The following is a 16,362-nucleotide window of genomic DNA, read 5'->3' on the forward strand; positions in this document are numbered from 1 at the left end:
TGAACAGGCAAGTTGCCCATCCCACAAGAAACAACCCAAAAACCAAGAAGGTGTACACCAATATTAAGACCGAGGACAAGCTACTGGCTTTTGCCAAGAACTATGAAGCACGGGTGTCGGAGCAGTAGCAGTGAGTACTACCTCTCCTTTTTGATTGAGTGCCCACCCTTGGGCTTCTACAATCGTCGGTTGTCTGTTGTTTGTGGCTTGTTGTCGGTTGTTAGTTGCTGCTAACGATTGTACGGGCACAGTCGGCTGTGATAGCGACGGCTTCCTATTCTCAACGAAACGCAAATCTTCCCAAACGGCATCAGGACTAAGGGCTTCGTTGGGAGAGTCGGGTAAGCCACCTGAACCTGTAATGACAAAGTAGCTCTGTCCACTCGCCACTGAACCTCCAGCCGCACAGGTTTGGTCAATTTGGTTAGAGGCATCAACGACTTCAGTTGGTAGGTTGGCTAATCCTTGGCTGGGGTCAACATCTGGTCTGTTGATTTCTACCACGCCATCTATGCCCCGTTCGGAACTGGCAGTAATTTCACTATCTGGAGAAAGAAACAGTCCTTGGGTTGTGATTTGGACACTACCGCCTTTTCCGTCGAAAGCATTAGCTGTGATGTCGCTATTTTCTAGGGCGGCTAATGTGTCAGTGTCGATATTGATATTGCCGCCGTTCCCACTGCTGTCTGCTTTAGCGGAGATAAGACTGTTGTTGCGTAGCTGGATGCTTCCAACCTGCTCAATCGTGACATTACCGCCTTCACCACTTGCCGTTTCCGCACTCAGAGTCCCCTGATCGAGCTTGACTAAGCTAGGAGCAATAATCAGCAAGTTACCTGCATTACCTGTTCCAAGACTACTCACTGTTACACGAGCATCAGCCCTGATGTTTAGCTGTCTAGTATTGAGCGTCACATCACCGCCATTACCTGTAGACCCTTGAGTGGTGTTAGCAAATAGCCCGCTAGCAGCACCTTCATTAGCAACACTTGTGGAAAACTGGGCAATTCGTTCAGCAAAAGTGCGATCGCTACCAGAGAGGATAATGCTGTTAGTAGAATTAACGATGATGTCCCCGGCATTTCCCCCGTTAGGGCTAGTGGCACGGGTAGTGGTGACTAGTTGACCACCATTAACTGCGGCAAAAGTATCCGTGTTGACGGTGATGTTCCCACCATTCCCCTCAGCTAAGGTTAAAGCATTCATTAACGCGCCGTCTGCTACCCGGAAGTCCCTGGTATCAACCGTGATGTTACCTCCCTGACCTGTGCTAAAGGTGACTGTATATAATCCACTAGAAATCCCACTAGAGCCAACCCCGAAAATATCCACAGAAGAAGCATTAACCCAAATATTCCCACCCTCTCCCTGACCATAAGTAGAAGCTGACACTGTTGCCCCATTGCGGACAATTAGCTGTCCAGTTTCAATCCTCAAGTCTCCAGCATTTCCGCTCCCCTGAGTTTGGGTAAGCAAGTAGCCATCTATTAAGCTTATGGACTCGGTGCCAACTATCGTCAAATTTCCCCCTCCTCCAGTAGCTGCTGATTGCGCGTCGGTTGATATACCAGCCCGATTCTGGACAATCAACTGCCGAGTGTCAATTGTAATGTCACCCGCCCTTCCGGCTTCAGTTATAGTAAACAAGCCACTAATGCTACCATTTGGTGAAGTGCCGCTCACTTCGACGGAATCTGAGGCAGTAACAGTTAAAGTCCCTCCCGGTTCTGACCCTACGTTTATACTATTAATCTGTGAACCCTCAGCCAGGATTACGCGCCTACCCTGTACTTGGATATCGCCGCTCCCCTGACCACTGGTATCCACAAAAGCTTCCTGGGACAGTCGAATGTCCCTAAAATTCTGTACTCCTTCATATCCCAAAACCCAGCCTTGTGCTGTTGGGTTGAGACTAACCCAACCCGTCCCAGCGACACCACCAAGCTCAATCCGTCCGGCTTCTGCTGTCAGATATCCTCCCTCTAGCACCACTTCACCGCCTACAAGCGCTAGGGTTTTACCAAGCTGTACCTGAAGACCAACGGCATATTCTTCACCTGTACTGTCACTCCCACGGGTGGTAGATTGATTACGGATGCTCCCCACAGTTCCATTAAATTGCAAGCCAATCGGCACACTTATGGTTAGCAAGGGTGTGGTTTGGTGGGCAGTAGCACTAAACTCGGTGCTATCAGCAAAGGTCAGACTACTCGCCGTACTCGCCAGGAAAGAGCCACCGATGTTCATTGAGGCATTGGAACCAAAAATAATGCCGTTGGGATTAAGCAAAAACAGGTTGGCGGTGCCGTTAGCTTGGATAGTCCCCTCAATATTAGAGGTGGACAAACCCGTTACTCGGCTAATAATGTTCTGAATATCTGTGGTGTTATTGAAGTAAGCTGTGTTCCCGTTGCTTACAGAAAACTGATCAAAGCTATGAAACAAATTGCTTCCTGCTAGAGTGCCACCAGCGATCGTTGTGACGTTGCCGTGGGTGGTGACGCTGGTGTTAAGGGTTGCGTCCTGAACAATTTGAGCTTGGGTAGAAGTTGTGATGGTCAAGCAACATAAAGCAATCCCGGTAGCAATTCCGAATGGATAAAGGTGTTGCTTCATAGAAAATCAGTCTTTTAACCAAAGGGAATCGACCAATTATCTACAATTTTCGGTGCTTTACACCATTCTTTTTCGCTCAGGTAATGAAGAAATCAGCAGGTTAGTTGCTCTTTTAACTATCTACCACTACTCACCACAACTTAGAAAAAATTAAAGTTACAGGACTTACACAATATCAACTATTTCGTTGCCTAAGTTTTGGGACATAAATTTAATCCCCGAAATTTAGAGGCTAGGAGATGGATTGCGTAAGTCCCAACTTAGAAACTAGCTCTTCGTTCCAAAAATCTGAAATTTCATTAGAAATCAGAACCAGAGCGCAGTGTTTGCTGGGGAATACAAAGCTTTAGATTCAGCAACGTCCGCAAACCACAGTAAAACCAAATGGCTTACAACAAACACGATTAGGATTAGACGATAGTTGAGCTTGAATATCTTCATCTTTCACAAGTTTGAACTCAACTACCTTAAGCCCTGTGATACCGTTCTTTTCCAACACTGCCTTCATGTCACCTAGAATTACAGGCAGCTTCTGTTCGATTTCTGTGGATGACTGCTGTATCTCTTCAGATTCCACAACTTTTTCCTGTGCTTCAAGCATGGTAGATTTATCCTCTTGTCTTCACTATTTGAGTTTCTAGTACGTTTCCTGACTTCCAAATGTTTGGGTAGAAGGAAATCGTCTATGTCTAAATTGTGGTCAAATCTGTAAGGCTTTCACAGTACCCTTGAGGGTACTATTTGCTTAGGCGTTGTACGCTAAGTTGCCGAGAGCATCTCGCATTGCCTATTTCACTAATCGGTTTTTGGGAAAAGGGAAAAAGTTATTATCTTTTACCTTTGATAAGTTAGACATCCGTAAATAGGAGTACAAAAAAAGGATGAAAATTTCTCTCCCTACCACCTACCACCTAACACCTATTTTCAGATTAGGCGATCGCAAATCCAGTGGATTGATTCCGTTGCGAAATTGGAATTGTGATCACAAACTCAGTTCCTTGCCCAGGCGTGGAATTACACTCTATGTGTCCACCGTGTTTTTTGACGACAATCTGGTAGCTAATTGATAAACCCAAACCTGTACCTTTTCCTACCGGCTTTGTTGTAAAAAACGGGTCAAAAAGACGCTGACGCACGGCTTCTGTCATCCCAGAACCATTGTCTGTGATGCGGATAACAGCATGAGGAGTACGTGCTAAAGGCTTTCCCTTAGGATGAGATGAGGATTTCAAAGAAGGTTCTTCCTGATTTACGTCCTCAATCCCAGTACGAATTGTGATCATCGGCATTGATACTGGGAGTTGTGAATTGCCAAGCATAAATGTTGCATTCAGTATCCTAGATTCTTCCAGCGCATCGATCGCGTTAGAGAGAAGATTCATAAACACTTGGTTGAGTTGTCCTGCATAACATTCCACTAGCGGTAGATTGCTATACTCTTTGACTACTAGAATTTCAGAACGTCCCGCCGTTGCTTTCACTTGATTCTGTAAAATCAGTAGAGTGCTATCAATACCCTCGTGCAGATTGACGGATTTCATCTCAGCTTCATCCAGACGTGAGAAGTTCCGCAACGACAGCACTAAATCACGAATGCGATCGGCTCCTAATTTCATGGAATTAAAGAGCTTGGGAAGATCAGCTTGCACAAAATCCAGGTCTATTTCCTCCACAATCTTCTGGATTTCTGACACAGGTTGAGGATAGTGCTGGGCGTAAAGTTGCAGTAGCCGCAAAATGTCCTGAATGTATTGACTCGCGTAAGCAATATTGCCGTAAACAAAATTAATCGGATTGTTAATTTCGTGAGCGATACCACCAACCAGTTGCCCCAAAGAAGACATTTTTTCCGTCTGAATTAGCTGAGCCTGATAAGAATGCAGTTCCTGAATAGCATTTCTTAGCTTGGTCGCTTGTTGTTTTAACTTCGCTTCACTTTGCCGTAAGGCTGCTTCTACCCGCTGGCGTTCAAGAATGTCTTGCTTGAGTTGGGCATTCGCTTGAGTAAGTTGAGCCGTTCTTTCCTCGACTTGGATTTTCAATTGATCATGCGCCTTCAATAACTCTGACTCAGCTCGTTGGCGCTCGATAATCTCATGGCGTAGCTGCTGATTTGTCTTCTCTAATTCAGACGTTCGCTCTTCCACCACCTGCTGCAATATCTCAATGACTCCGTACATATCCGCTGGGTTCAGTACTTGCAGCAAACTCGTTTGGGAAACAATCCCCACCAACTCTCCATTGCTACCGGAGACAACTAAGCGCCGTACCTGATATCGTTGCATCTCCTCATGAGCAAGCCGCAAAGAATCTGAGGGTTGAAGGCAAAATAACGGCGTACTCATCACATCTTGAGCTGGCATTCGGGACAAATCCAGCTCCAGTGCTTGAAATTGCACGATGTCTCGCTCTGTGACAATACCAATGGGGATTAGTTGTTTGTTATCGGTTGGCTGTTCTTCGTTATTAGTAGTTTCTGACGACTGACAAATAACCACGCAGCTAACCTGATGTTCTGTCATCAGTTTTGCTAAATGCAGCACGGAAGCTGTCACTGGCGCATGAATAACCTGGGTTGTCATCACATCTTTGACATACCGCAGTCGCGTCAGTAGATTGACAGCTTGCATAGCTCTGCGAATACTGTCGTGGGTGACAATTCCTATAGGTCGAGCTTGCTCATCCAGAATTGGTAAGTGGCGAATTCGGTGTTGGCGAAACAGCCCAAGCGCTGTAAAAATGTCGTGAGTCTCTGATTGCTTGAGGCTAATCGGGGGTTGCGCTACAACGTCGCCAATTTTGAGATTTCCTAAAGGAATATCTGCCGCTGTTAGCTTAACAATATCTCGCTCTGTAAATACGCCTAATAGCCGCGCATCGTGGGTTACTAAGACACAACCACCTGCGGTATCGACAACATCAATTACTGTCTGCCATTCCTGATCAACACAGGAGATGTTATTGATCTGGGTGTAAGCTTCATCAGCATTGTTGTTGGAATTGTCAGCAGGCAGCGTACAACTGCGAAAGCGACTCATTAGTGTTAAGACATCAAGCAGTGGAGTATCAGGAGCCACTGTCAGGAAACAAGAGTCGATCGCAGGTGATAAAGCTAAAGGCTGGAGGGGCAGACCGTTAGGCTGCATGAGCAATTCTATGGACTAGCGTTTGCACAGCATTATGTTGCACAGGGTAACAGCATGGTACAAGCCTGATGAACTCGCACCAACAGGGGTAATGCTGGCAATTGTACGCTGTGATACACTCAATGACACTGTAATTTTTTAGGCATTGCAATAAATCCTCACATCAGCGCAACAAATTGCTATATTCTTTCACATTTAACAATATCGCTCTTCTGTCACTTTAGGCGATCCGCCGCCTTGCGGCAGCGCTTCGCTATAGCAAATGCTGTAACCCTGATAAGGCGTGAGTTTTCCCAACTGATATACATTTTTGAGCAAAGTTATCCGAACTTTTGCTGCCCTTTGATGTAGAGCAGCGACAACTCAACCCGCTTGCTCCTAAACTCGCCCCCCGTCTTTTCCTACCTGTGTTGCCAGCAGGGCTAATGCTGCTACACCAGCGATCGCACCCCACTTGACCACTGGATTCTTATCCAGCCAGTCGGAAACACTCGGTATCACCTGCTTATTAAAGTCTCCGTCAATTCGGGTATCGTCTGGGACAGGCTCGTAAAAATTGTTTCGATCCTCTGGTGACTTCGGCTGATCAGTTCGCTGGAGGGGGAAGCCGATGAGTAGCAACAAAGAATCTACCAGTTCTGGCGAAAGCCGCTGTAGTACATCTAATGCTCTAGCTGCATCCCCAACGAGGAAGTCGCGGGTGGGATGTTCGGCAACGTGAAGGATTGCGTCAGCTACCAATCTGGGGTCGTAGTAGGGCGGTATCCCTGCCGGCTTTACGCCTAACTTCGTAAGACCATTGTTCCAGAAGGGGGTGTTGATCACCGCAGGCTTTACACTGGTCACGCTGATGGGAATTTTCTCATGTTGCAACTCGACGCGCATGGCTTCGGTAAAGCCTTCGATACCGTGTTTTGCGGCGGAGTATGCACTCTGGTAGGGAAGACTTCGCCTTCCTTCCATTGAAGAAATGTGGATTAGCGCCCCTCGTCCCTCACGCTTGAGATGGGGTAGTGCCGCCATCGCACCGTATACCTGCCCCATCAGATCTACATCAATGACGTGCTTAAACTCTTCTGGTGTGATGTTATCGAATGTGGCAAACAAGCCGATCGCAGGGACATGCACCCACGTATCGAGTCGCCCATACACCTCCACGGTATGATCAGCGATCGCCTTAACCTGATCAAAGACCGACACATCAGCGACGATAGAACTTGCCTCAGCACCAAACCCCCGAATCTCGTCCACCAACGAGGCTAACTTTGCCTCACTGCGACCAGAGACAACCACCTTTGCCCCCCGTTTTGCAAATTGGAGGGCAGTCGCACGCCCAATACCGTCAGTCTGACGAAACATTGCCGCTGAATTAGTGGCAAATGCTAAAACCAAGCCAGTATTGATATCAATGTTTGGTGCCCCCTCCAGGATGCGTCCAGTTCTGTTATCGACACTGGCATGACATAACGCGCAGGTGATACCCACCCGAAGCTTACCCTGACCGATACTGGGACGCATACCCAGTGGAAGAAGCGATCGCGCTGGCACATCTAAACCTGTATTTAGTAATGTGCCTTTCTTGAAGCTGCGTCCACCAATGGTGACATCTTCATCCAAGGGAATCTGCAAATTTGTTGTGTGTTTACCTCCAAGCCGTGCGATCGCCTTTGTCATCGTCACAGGGTTGATCGGGCCATCCAGGGCACCAACTACATCGGTTTGGAAGACTTCATTGCCAAAGGTTTCCGAGTAAAATGCCTTACGACCCAGACTCAGCAGTTCCTCTGTTACAGCAACTGCCCCATTTTCCGGTGAGAGTTGTTTCTTCCCATCATCGGTTTGGAGTAAACCTGTTGCCTCATCTTTATTAATGGCCTAGCCCAACACATCATAGGAGCCGATTTCTTGAGGGGCAGGCTGTGTCAGGGGAAAGGTATTGTGGATGCTTGGCGTTGCCGGAAAAGCAATCTCAATCCGAAAGGCTAAGAAGCCAATCAGGATAATCAAGGAGAGCAAGATAATAATCGGGCGCGACTTAGTTAAAGCTTGCCCGGTGGAAGCCCTTGTCTCGCTTGTTTTGGTTTCCATTTGTGTCATGGATGAGTTTCTCTGTTACTCCTGAATGCTGCTTTGAATAATGCCCCTTCTCTTTGAGCCAAACTTTAATTCAGAACGACTTCACTCTTTTCGCACCGTTTGCGATCGCACATTTGCACTTATGGCAAACAACCACTGACGATGAGTGTATTGTTGTTTGTTTAGTTGACTCATCTTCAATCCCCCTCCCAGACTGGCTAGTACAGCGCGGCGGAAATAACCATCCAGTTGGACATTGGCTAAAAGACTTAGCGTACAACCGATATGGCTTCTGCCTTCTGCCTTCTTGCGCTACAGTCCTATTGTGCCAAGCCTATCACTGCGGCATTGTCTGCTCGTCTGTCTATGGGAATGAACCAATGTTGAGTCAATCGGTATCAAAAATACAAAAAACTTCCCTATAAGAACTCCTTTAGAGGTTCTCTGCTAATCGAATACATGAATAGTTACAGGTGAGAATAGAGACGCGATTAATCACGTCTCTACCAGAAAGAAGTCTTAGCTGACGATACCGGAATGACCTTGAATATCACCTATGGGTTCAAAACGACCACCCAAGTACTTAGCAAGAAACTCTTCTGCGATCGCAAAAAAGTGTAGTCGGTTCTCTGGACGAGCAAAGCCGTGTCCTTCGTCGGTATAGAGGGCGTATTCTACAGGTTTGCCAGCTTTCTTCATCGCTTCAACGATTTGTTCACTTTCCGCTTGCTTAACCCGTGGGTCATTTGCGCCTTGTCCAATCAGTAAGGGTTTCTGGATGCGGTCAACGAAAAATAAAGGCGATCGCGATTTGAGAAACTCCTCTTCTGTCTCCAAATTCCCAACACGGTGGTACATATTTGCTAACAGGGGTGCCCAATAGGGAGGAATACTCTTCATCAATGTCACTAAATTGCTTGGGCCAACAATGTCCACACCTGCTGCAAACACGTCCGGTGTGTATGTCAACCCAACTAGCGTTGCATAGCCACCATAGGAACCACCCATAATCGCAATCTTCTCTGGGTCAGCAATTCCCTGTTTTACTAACCAATTAACACCATCAATCAAATCGTCGTGCATTGTCGCTGCCCATTGGCGATTCCCTGCATTCAAGAAAGCTTTACCGTAACCAGTGGAACCCCGGAAGTTTACTTGCAGCACAGCATAGCCCCGATTAGCCAACCATTGCACAATCGGGCTATACCCCCAAGTATCCCGCGCCCAAGGTCCACCGTGAACCAGTAGTACAGTTGGTAAGTTCCTTGGCTCCAACCCGACGGGTATTGTAAGATAGCCGTGGATGGTCAACCCGTCCCGCGCTTCGTAGGAAACGGGTTCCATGGAGGCTAGGGACAACTCTTCAAGTTTCGGTTGGTTGCTAAAGAGTAAGGTGCTGGATTTGGACTCTCGATTGTAAGCGTAGTAGTAAACGGGGCCATCGTCTGTGGTGTAAGCGACTAGCCAGTTTTTGTCAGCCAAGTCGCGGCTTGTAACTCCAAATTCCCCATCCCGCACTTGGGCAATGGCTTCAAAATCTGCGGCAATACTTTCATCCAGTATCTGCCACTCCACCTTGTCTTTGTCGAACGAAACGGCTTGGATAACTCGTGTCGTGGGGTGCGTGAGGATACCACCCACATCATATTGCTCATCCTCAGCAATGATAGTTTCTTCACGGCTAGCGAGGTCAAGGGCAAGCAAACGCTGAGCATTGGCATCGTGAGAGCCAATTACATAAAGGGTTTGATTGTCAGCCGAGAAGCCAACGGCACCACCTTGCTCATCGGGTCCCCAGTGGCGAAGCGTCTCCCAAGGCACATCAAGGGTTTTCCGGAATAACAACTCGTACCCACCATCAGGCGTTGCGGCTGTTGCTGCCCGAATCTGAAACTTGGCATCCGCTGTCCAACTGATGATATTACCTGGGTTGTCGGTGTCGAACTCAACCGCACCGTTGTTTAGGTCAATGCAGTAAACGTCAAACTTTTGTTGGTTATTCAGGTTCAATCCTACCAACACTTTATCGGGTAATTCGGGGTCGATTTCTACAACCTGAGCTTTGACTCCTTGGAAGGGGGTTAAGTCCCGGACGATATTCGACTGAATATTGACTAAGTAAAGGTGGAAGTTCTCATCACCATCTGAGTCTTGCAGATAAATCAACTGGTCAGCATTGTAAGTCCAGAAGTACATCCGAATGCCACGCTTTTGATCATCCGTCAGTTTGCGATCGTCTTCTTGCCCGACAGTTCGCAGCCACACTTGTAAGACATTTTTCTCATCTGGCGCAATGTAGGCAAAGTACTTGCCATCGGGTGATAGCTGGGGGCGAGTACGCTCTGGATTGCCGAAAAGTGTCTCGCGAGGAATCAGTGGTGGTAGCTGAGTTGCTGATTGACTTGCTGTTGCAGTTGTCATTTTTATTTTCTGCCTCAAATGGTCACCTATGAGACACTTTAACGAATTGTCAAATCAGTATCCCAAGTTGAGCATGAGATGCGCGGCTGAGAAGATACCGTACTGGCTTAACCCTTCCAGAAGCTGGTTGCAGCAACCATTGACTTCGTATGGAGAGTGCGATCGCTTTACTTTTCTTTTCTGAACTACACTTATCGCAGTAGCGTCTAATAGATGAATGGGATTAGCTTCCAAGTCTTCTCTAAGTAAGCCTTGTATTGTTCTCCAAATGTAGTTGCTAGCATCTCTTCTTCTGCATGAATGCGATAAGCACGCGATACAACTCCTGTTAACGCAATAATTAGAAGTACAATCCAATTGGTTACAGCTAATCCTGCGCCTATATCCATAATAAAAGTACCCAAATAGCCAGGATGTCGAATGACACGGTAGGGACCTTGCTCAATAATTTGGTGCCCTTTAATAATCCGTAATGTTCGAGTGTAAAACTCACCAAGTACTTTGGCAGCCCAAAACCGGAGCATGATGCCACCAATCATCACTACTAGTCCAATCCAACCAACGAGAGCATTCGCCCAATACCCAATGTCATAGGTATTAAAAATAGGTGCGAGCAGTATGGTGAGTAGATTGAATAAACCACTAACCCATAGTAAACGTGAACTTCCACGGTCAGATGAACCTGCTTGAAGACTAAGGGCTTGCTCTCCCTTTCTTAATAAACGCTCTATTACGAGGAAGCAAGCAATTAAAAGGTATGCCAAGAAAGTTGTGGCCATCAGGCTCAACCCTGTAGCTAACTTGGTCGATTATGTGATGCAAGCTGAGAGGTGGTCTAATTAATTGCCGTCAAGGTCATCGGTCATCTCTACATCTTTGATTCAATTTAGGACAGATTTAACAGCCCAAACGACCTATAGCCGTAAAAAGCCTTCTGCCCTGTGCATAAGAGCCTTTTGCCATAACACCTAAAGTCTATCGAACTTACCTAAAAACAGTAGAAGCACAGCAATGATTTTCACGTCATTGATGTGCTTCTTGCGTAGGTTACAGCAAGCTGCTGCATTTCCACACTTCGGGATTTTCTCAAAATCATGGAAGTAGATAAGAAAGCTGTAGGTACACCCGATGCAGAACTTGGGCGTTAAGCTAGCTGGTAAGCTGCCAGCATTCGTTTAGCTTTATGCAATAACTGAGAGGGCTTAGATTGCTTAGCTTGCTTAGAAGTTGATGCGTTACCTGAATTTGAGTTATCGTCCTGCTCATTCGCTTGCACAAGCATTGAGTCTGTAGAACGCACTACCATCTGACCACTTGCTAATGCTTCTCGCAACTGACGACCTGTTTTCCAGGCACTATACTTTGCTGCATTCCATCGAGGGTTAGCGGGATAGCCAGCAAATCCCGATCGCAAAGCGGCATGGTTAGCGCTGGGAATGGGGGTGTTGACCAACACGTTTTCTGTCAAATCGACCACCATCATGAAGTTGTGCTCCTTGAGTGCTTTATTCACAAACTTCACCACCTTTATGTTGTGTACAGAACAATTTATTTGTAAATCTTACTCATAATCTATTACAAATTATTAAATTTGTGAATACTCCTAAGTAAGGAAAATAAAAATTTGGTGTTCAGTCTTATTAAGTAATTAGCCATTCCAGGTTTAGTGGTTCCTGGAGTTTTGTATTCATTTGCGCTGAGTAAAATTGGTAGCTATTACGCCCTTTTTGCTTCTTATGAGTGTGCTTCCGGCAGGTTATTAGCTGTCTAGACAAAAATAATATTCCTTTAACTTATCCCACGTAAGCAAGGATGTGGGATGAAAGTGTTATTGGTTATTTATATTCTTTAACAAACAAAAAAGCGGTGGACGGAATCACCCTCCCTAGAAGGAAGGGGCTTCCCACCGCTTTATATTTAGCTGCTTGGGGAGTCTTTTAACCGAGTGGTAACTGTGGCTAAAAACTTATCGACATGGAAAGGCTTGAGAATATATTCATTAAATCCCAGCTCTCTAATTTTTTGAAGATTGGTGCGATCGGCACTAGCTGTGAGGAACATAAACGGAATCGCTGCGGTGGTTGAATCTTGGCGCAGGACTTCTAGGACACCATAACCATCCAGTTCAGGCATCATCACATCGCAGAGAATCAAATCTGGCTGATGTTCTTTTGCTAACTGCACGCCAACTTCACCATTCTCAGCACCGAAGCAACAAAAACCCTCAATCTCTAAGAGTTCGATCAGGTTTTCTCGGATAAAAAGTTCGTCTTCTACTACCAGAATCTTCTTCATTAGCTTGGCTTTAACTGCTTTATCTATGGAGAGGGAGCGTAACTAGCAATGCCCGAAGTAATCTAACTTCGATTAAATCTATAATTCTGACCACCGCCATCCTTAACCAAACCCTCTTGAGTAAGCAGTGATTGCAAGCACACTTCCTTAAAAAATAATTATGAAACGATACATACAGGTACTAAAGCTATTTTGGACTACTGCGATCGCAGCCGAGCTAGAATATCGGCTCAACTTCCTTATTGCCTCTTTAAGCAGTTTGGGAAACCTTACAGGTAGCCTATTTGGGCTATTCTTGTTTTACCGTACTGGCTACACGTTTCAAGGCTGGAGTTGGGAAGAAGCGTTAGTAATATTAGGTATATTTACTCTACTTCAAGGCGTTTCGGCAACGTTCCTCGTCCCCAATCTAAACCGCATTGTTGGACACGTCCAGCAAGGTACATTAGACTTTGTCCTCCTCAAGCCTATCAGTAGCCAGTTCTGGCTTTCCTCTCGCAGCATATCCCCGTGGGGAATGCCAGATTTAATCTTTGGGGTCGTGCTGATTGCCTATGCTGGAACACAGCTTGGTTTGGAACTCAATAATTACCTAATCAGTGCCATACCAATCTTTTTTGGCATCATGAGCCTCTATAGCCTCTGGTTTATGCTAGGAGCTACCAGTATTTGGTTTGTCAAAATCTACAACGTTACTGAAGTACTTCGGGGGTTATTGGAAGCAGGTCGATTTCCGATGGTTGCGTATCCGGCTACTTACCGATTCTTCTTTACCTTTATAGTGCCAGTAGCATTCCTGACGACTGTACCTGCTGAAGCGATGTTGGGTCGTAGTCAGGTTGTTTGGCTAGTCGGTGCAGGTGCCTTGGCGCTAGGGTTATTGTTCCTTTCTAGTATCTTCTGGCGGTTTGCATTACGTTTTTATACCAGTGCTTCCAGCTGAACCTGGTCAAAAGAGGCTAGAGAGCAAGAATAGCAACAACTCTCCAGCCTCTTCTTCCCTAACTAGCTATTCGATTTAACACGACGGCGGTAGCCACCCAATAGGGCAAGGGTACCGAAACCGAGCAAAGAGCCAATAGTTCCAGGCTCAGGTACAGCCGTTGCCGTTAGACCAATGATATTGGTATCACTGCTATCAATGGTACCCAGAGTCGTAGCACTACCATCGGACAAGTTAATCGTATATAGGCTCGAACCAGAGGCGGCGAAAGCCGTATTTACCCCAGCACTGGGTGAGAAGATGTCAAACCCTCCTGTCGAACCGAAGTCGATGCCGAGGGAGCCTATCGTTGTCAGAACTCCATTATTGGGCGGGTTTTGCAACACTAAAGTATCGAGATTAGAGTCAATGCCGAACAGTTGGGTTGTCCGGGTTGGGGGAGTCACTCCAGTGGGAGTAGGCGGCCCGGAAAACGCATTGGTGTATGCCGCAGCGGTTACATTAGGGTTAGCTCCAGCGTTTGCATCACCTGCCGCGTAAGTCAAATTTAAATCCGGCTGGATGCCTGGAGTGTTAGCGTCAAAATCCGCGACCGCACCCGTATCCACATTGATGCGGAAGTTTTGGTCATTGATATCGACAAGCCTTAAACGGTCGGCTGCCGGGTTGAAGTCTACTCCTGTTGCATCTCCTCCGTTGAAGGGGACGTTGAGACTACTCACAAGCGTAGCAGCACCTGTCGTAGGGTCGATAGTGTAAATTTTGTTGGTGCTAGTGAAACCATAGAGCAGACTATTAGCTGAACGAAAGTCAATGCCAATCAAACTGCCATCCACTCCAGTGACCGCCACACTGCTAGTACTGGTGAGATTATTGGGATCAAATGAAACTATGGTATTGTTGTCGGTTAGACCAAGTAGCTGAATGCTAGCTGCAACTGCTGGTTTGGCAACGCTAAGGAAATCGAACAGTATTGCAACAGTTAGTGCAGTGATGAGGGTATTAAACTTATTTAATTTCATGAGTTGCCCTAATTAATTGTGAACTGTGGTCTTACAGGCAAAATTTCGACAATCCTATAAGATCCAGCGCGTAAGTATATTTCTTTACTACGGCTGCACACTAATTAATGTACGAGGGAAAGACCGTCACGGATTTTGCTCAGATTTAAACTTTACGCAATCTTTAATTAGCCAGCCTCTGTTCCCCAAACCTTCAAAGCTTTGATGAAGTTCTATGTCAAAACTACCAAGAGATGCATAGAGTGCCTTTTCTGGTGGTGTTTTGAACTACAGCAAAACTGAAGAACTGATTTTTCCTTACCTCTATAGGCACCGTGAGCTGTGCTTATAACGATGTATAGCAGAAGGCACATTACCGACTGGAGATCGCGTTTATCCCTCTTTTGTTATTTTCGGGTGAGAACCACGATTAACTGTACCTCATTTAACTAAGGTATAAATCCGAGCGCGAAGCTCCAACAAGAGCAATTGAATTAATCATTCAGACAGAAGATTCTTTGTTCGTGTTCTGTAATTAATTGAAGAGAAACAAAGACAAGGTTAAACCAATGGAAACGAAACAGCTTGGAAGCACTGGTGTCACCATCAGCGCGATCGGACTTGGTGGGATGCCGATGTCCTTGAGTGGTAGACCACCAGAATCACAAGCAATCAACGTTATCCATAAAGCACTCGACCTAGGCGTAACCCTCATCGACACCGCAGACTCTTACTGTCAGGATGAGTCCGACAAGCACCACAACGAACGACTTATCTGCAAAGCACTTCAGCAGTATCAGGGGGACACAAGCCAAGTGACTGTTGCTACAAAGGGTGGCTTAATGCGTCCGAATGGCAGTTGGACACGCAACGGTAATCCTGACCATCTGCGGCAGACAATCCGCGTTAGCTTTGAAGCATTGGGTGGGACAAAACCAATTGATGTTTGGCAATACCACGCCCCTGACCCAAACTATACGATTGAGGAAGCACTCGCACCAGCAAAAGAGGCAGTGGATGAGGGGCTAATTCGATTTGTCGGGGTTTCTAACTTTTCAGTTGAGCAAATTAAGCAAGCTCGTGACGTTGTTGAAATTGTCTCCGTTCAGAATCAATACAACCCTTGGAATCGGCAGCCAGAATCGGATGGCGTTTTGGAGTATTGCGAAACTGAAGGATTGACATTTTTCCCTTGGAGTCCACTAGGTGGAAGCCGTCGAGTTAGCAAGTTAGAAGATATTGCTGTAATTGCCCAGTTGGCTAAAGAAAAAGGCGTTTCGGTATATCAAATTGTTCTGGCGTGGTTGCTGGCGAAGTCACCCTGCATCGTCCCTATCCCTGGAGCCAGCAAATTGTCTAGTATAGACGACTCCCTTCATGCTAGTGAGGTGAAGCTTTCTGAAGCAGAAGTGAGGAAAATAGACCAGCAAACCTCTTCATAAGCGGTTGTGTAATTGGCGAAGTTCAGCCCTCGGCTTTTCGCATGAACGAAACACCTCTGGATTTGGAGCGCCTAAATGCTATATCTCAGGGCAAAGTTGCCTTTCAACAGCGGCTTGTGCAAATGTTTGTTAAGAATGCTCAACCCGGACTAGAACAGATACGCTTTGCCCTGCAAGTACAAGATTTTCTCACAATTGAGCAGCAAGCCCACCGCATTAGAGGGGCAAGTGCAAACGTCGGTGTATTTATGATGCCAGAGGTTGCCGCGCAACTAGAGCGACAGGCACGAGAAAAAACCTTGGAAGGTGCAACAGAGCGACTTGAAGCTTTAGAAGACCAACTAGAGAAGGTTAAGGATTTTTTGGAAAACTGGGTACTTTGAGCTGTATTCATCAACAATTCAAGGCACCCACAAGGAGTG

Annotated in this window: 14 protein-coding genes; 4 read left to right on the top strand and 10 right to left on the bottom strand. The window is 46.3% G+C overall.

Features of this window, described 5'->3' with window-relative positions:
• Positions 1-63 precede the first annotated feature (63 nt).
• The 5 genes from H6F98_RS19555 to H6F98_RS19575 all read right to left on the bottom strand — a co-directional run bounded on the left by H6F98_RS19555 (position 64) and on the right by H6F98_RS19575 (position 7,859).
• The gene (locus H6F98_RS19555; protein WP_192220370.1) at positions 64-2,616 is read right to left on the bottom strand and encodes a filamentous hemagglutinin N-terminal domain-containing protein; all 2,553 of its coding nucleotides are present in this window, start codon (positions 2,614-2,616) and stop codon (positions 64-66) included.
• Positions 2,617-2,968: 352 nt separating this feature from the next.
• Positions 2,969-3,217 carry a hypothetical protein gene (locus H6F98_RS19560; RefSeq protein ID WP_192220371.1) on the bottom strand — a complete coding sequence of 83 codons (249 nt, stop codon included), beginning with the start codon at positions 3,215-3,217 and terminating at the stop codon, positions 2,969-2,971.
• Positions 3,218-3,545: 328 nt separating this feature from the next.
• Complete coding sequence (locus H6F98_RS19565; protein WP_192220372.1) at positions 3,546-5,762, bottom strand: CBS domain-containing protein; 2,217 nt, start codon at positions 5,760-5,762, stop codon at positions 3,546-3,548.
• A 378-nt stretch (positions 5,763-6,140) separates the two neighbouring features.
• Positions 6,141-7,436: an SDR family oxidoreductase gene (locus H6F98_RS19570; RefSeq protein WP_242058623.1), complete on the bottom strand. Its 1,296-nt coding sequence runs from the start codon at positions 7,434-7,436 to the stop codon at positions 6,141-6,143.
• A gap of 201 nt (positions 7,437-7,637) precedes the next feature.
• Complete coding sequence (locus tag H6F98_RS19575) at positions 7,638-7,859, bottom strand: hypothetical protein (protein WP_192220373.1); 222 nt, start codon at positions 7,857-7,859, stop codon at positions 7,638-7,640.
• Between the two features lie 53 nt (positions 7,860-7,912).
• Between H6F98_RS19575 and H6F98_RS33120 the strand changes: the two genes are divergently transcribed.
• Complete coding sequence (locus H6F98_RS33120) at positions 7,913-8,263, top strand: hypothetical protein (RefSeq protein WP_206759661.1); 351 nt, start codon at positions 7,913-7,915, stop codon at positions 8,261-8,263.
• A 94-nt stretch (positions 8,264-8,357) separates the two neighbouring features.
• On the opposite strand, the gene H6F98_RS19580 is transcribed toward H6F98_RS33120, so the two are convergent.
• The 4 genes from H6F98_RS19580 to H6F98_RS19595 form a co-directional block, all read right to left on the bottom strand.
• Positions 8,358-10,259, bottom strand: a complete 1,902-nt coding sequence (locus tag H6F98_RS19580) for a S9 family peptidase (RefSeq protein ID WP_192220374.1) — start codon at positions 10,257-10,259, stop codon at positions 8,358-8,360.
• Positions 10,260-10,465: 206 nt separating this feature from the next.
• Positions 10,466-11,038 (bottom strand): isoprenylcysteine carboxylmethyltransferase family protein, encoded by a 573-nt coding sequence (locus tag H6F98_RS19585; RefSeq protein WP_192220375.1) that lies wholly within the window; start codon positions 11,036-11,038, stop codon positions 10,466-10,468.
• Positions 11,039-11,403: 365 nt separating this feature from the next.
• Positions 11,404-11,772, bottom strand: coding sequence for a hypothetical protein (locus H6F98_RS32845; protein WP_206759662.1), 369 nt, complete (start codon positions 11,770-11,772; stop codon positions 11,404-11,406).
• Between the two features lie 404 nt (positions 11,773-12,176).
• Entirely contained in the window at positions 12,177-12,554 is a 378-nt protein-coding gene (locus tag H6F98_RS19595; RefSeq protein WP_192220376.1) for a response regulator, read from the bottom strand.
• Positions 12,555-12,714: 160 nt separating this feature from the next.
• Between H6F98_RS19595 and H6F98_RS19600 the strand changes: the two genes are divergently transcribed.
• Positions 12,715-13,497: an ABC transporter permease gene (locus H6F98_RS19600; protein ID WP_192220377.1), complete on the top strand. Its 783-nt coding sequence runs from the start codon at positions 12,715-12,717 to the stop codon at positions 13,495-13,497.
• A gap of 62 nt (positions 13,498-13,559) precedes the next feature.
• Here H6F98_RS19600 and H6F98_RS19605 read toward each other — a convergent pair whose 3' ends face one another.
• Entirely contained in the window at positions 13,560-14,519 is a 960-nt protein-coding gene (locus H6F98_RS19605) for a DUF4394 domain-containing protein (RefSeq protein WP_192220378.1), read from the bottom strand.
• A 548-nt stretch (positions 14,520-15,067) separates the two neighbouring features.
• Between H6F98_RS19605 and H6F98_RS19610 the strand changes: the two genes are divergently transcribed.
• Together H6F98_RS19610 and H6F98_RS19615 are read left to right on the top strand one after the other, a co-directional pair.
• Positions 15,068-15,940 carry an aldo/keto reductase gene (locus tag H6F98_RS19610; protein WP_192220379.1) on the top strand — a complete coding sequence of 291 codons (873 nt, stop codon included), beginning with the start codon at positions 15,068-15,070 and terminating at the stop codon, positions 15,938-15,940.
• Between the two features lie 41 nt (positions 15,941-15,981).
• The gene (locus H6F98_RS19615) at positions 15,982-16,323 is read left to right on the top strand and encodes an Hpt domain-containing protein (RefSeq protein WP_192220380.1); all 342 of its coding nucleotides are present in this window, start codon (positions 15,982-15,984) and stop codon (positions 16,321-16,323) included.
• Positions 16,324-16,362: the final 39 nt, after the last annotated feature.

This window comes from Microcoleus sp. FACHB-SPT15, assembly GCF_014849525.1.
GTDB lineage: Bacteria > Cyanobacteriota > Cyanobacteriia > Cyanobacteriales > Coleofasciculaceae > Symplocastrum > Symplocastrum torsivum.

Bases quoted from the DNA above. Each gene is read 5' to 3' on its own strand.
- H6F98_RS19570 (WP_242058623.1), bottom strand. From the start codon at position 7,436: ATGACAAAGGCGATCGCACGGCTTGGAGGTAAACACACAACAAATTTG.
- H6F98_RS19580 (WP_192220374.1), bottom strand. From the start codon at position 10,259: ATGACAACTGCAACAGCAAGTCAATCAGCAACTCAGCTACCACCACTG.
- H6F98_RS19565 (WP_192220372.1), bottom strand. From the start codon at position 5,762: ATGCAGCCTAACGGTCTGCCCCTCCAGCCTTTAGCTTTATCACCTGCG.
- H6F98_RS19610 (WP_192220379.1), top strand. From the start codon at position 15,068: ATGGAAACGAAACAGCTTGGAAGCACTGGTGTCACCATCAGCGCGATC.
- H6F98_RS19600 (WP_192220377.1), top strand. From the start codon at position 12,715: ATGAAACGATACATACAGGTACTAAAGCTATTTTGGACTACTGCGATC.
- H6F98_RS19605 (WP_192220378.1), bottom strand. From the start codon at position 14,519: ATGAAATTAAATAAGTTTAATACCCTCATCACTGCACTAACTGTTGCA.
- H6F98_RS19615 (WP_192220380.1), top strand. From the start codon at position 15,982: ATGAACGAAACACCTCTGGATTTGGAGCGCCTAAATGCTATATCTCAG.
- H6F98_RS19595 (WP_192220376.1), bottom strand. From the start codon at position 12,554: ATGAAGAAGATTCTGGTAGTAGAAGACGAACTTTTTATCCGAGAAAAC.
- H6F98_RS19585 (WP_192220375.1), bottom strand. From the start codon at position 11,038: ATGGCCACAACTTTCTTGGCATACCTTTTAATTGCTTGCTTCCTCGTA.
- H6F98_RS19575 (WP_192220373.1), bottom strand. From the start codon at position 7,859: ATGACACAAATGGAAACCAAAACAAGCGAGACAAGGGCTTCCACCGGG.
- H6F98_RS19555 (WP_192220370.1), bottom strand. From the start codon at position 2,616: ATGAAGCAACACCTTTATCCATTCGGAATTGCTACCGGGATTGCTTTA.
- H6F98_RS19560 (WP_192220371.1), bottom strand. From the start codon at position 3,217: ATGCTTGAAGCACAGGAAAAAGTTGTGGAATCTGAAGAGATACAGCAG.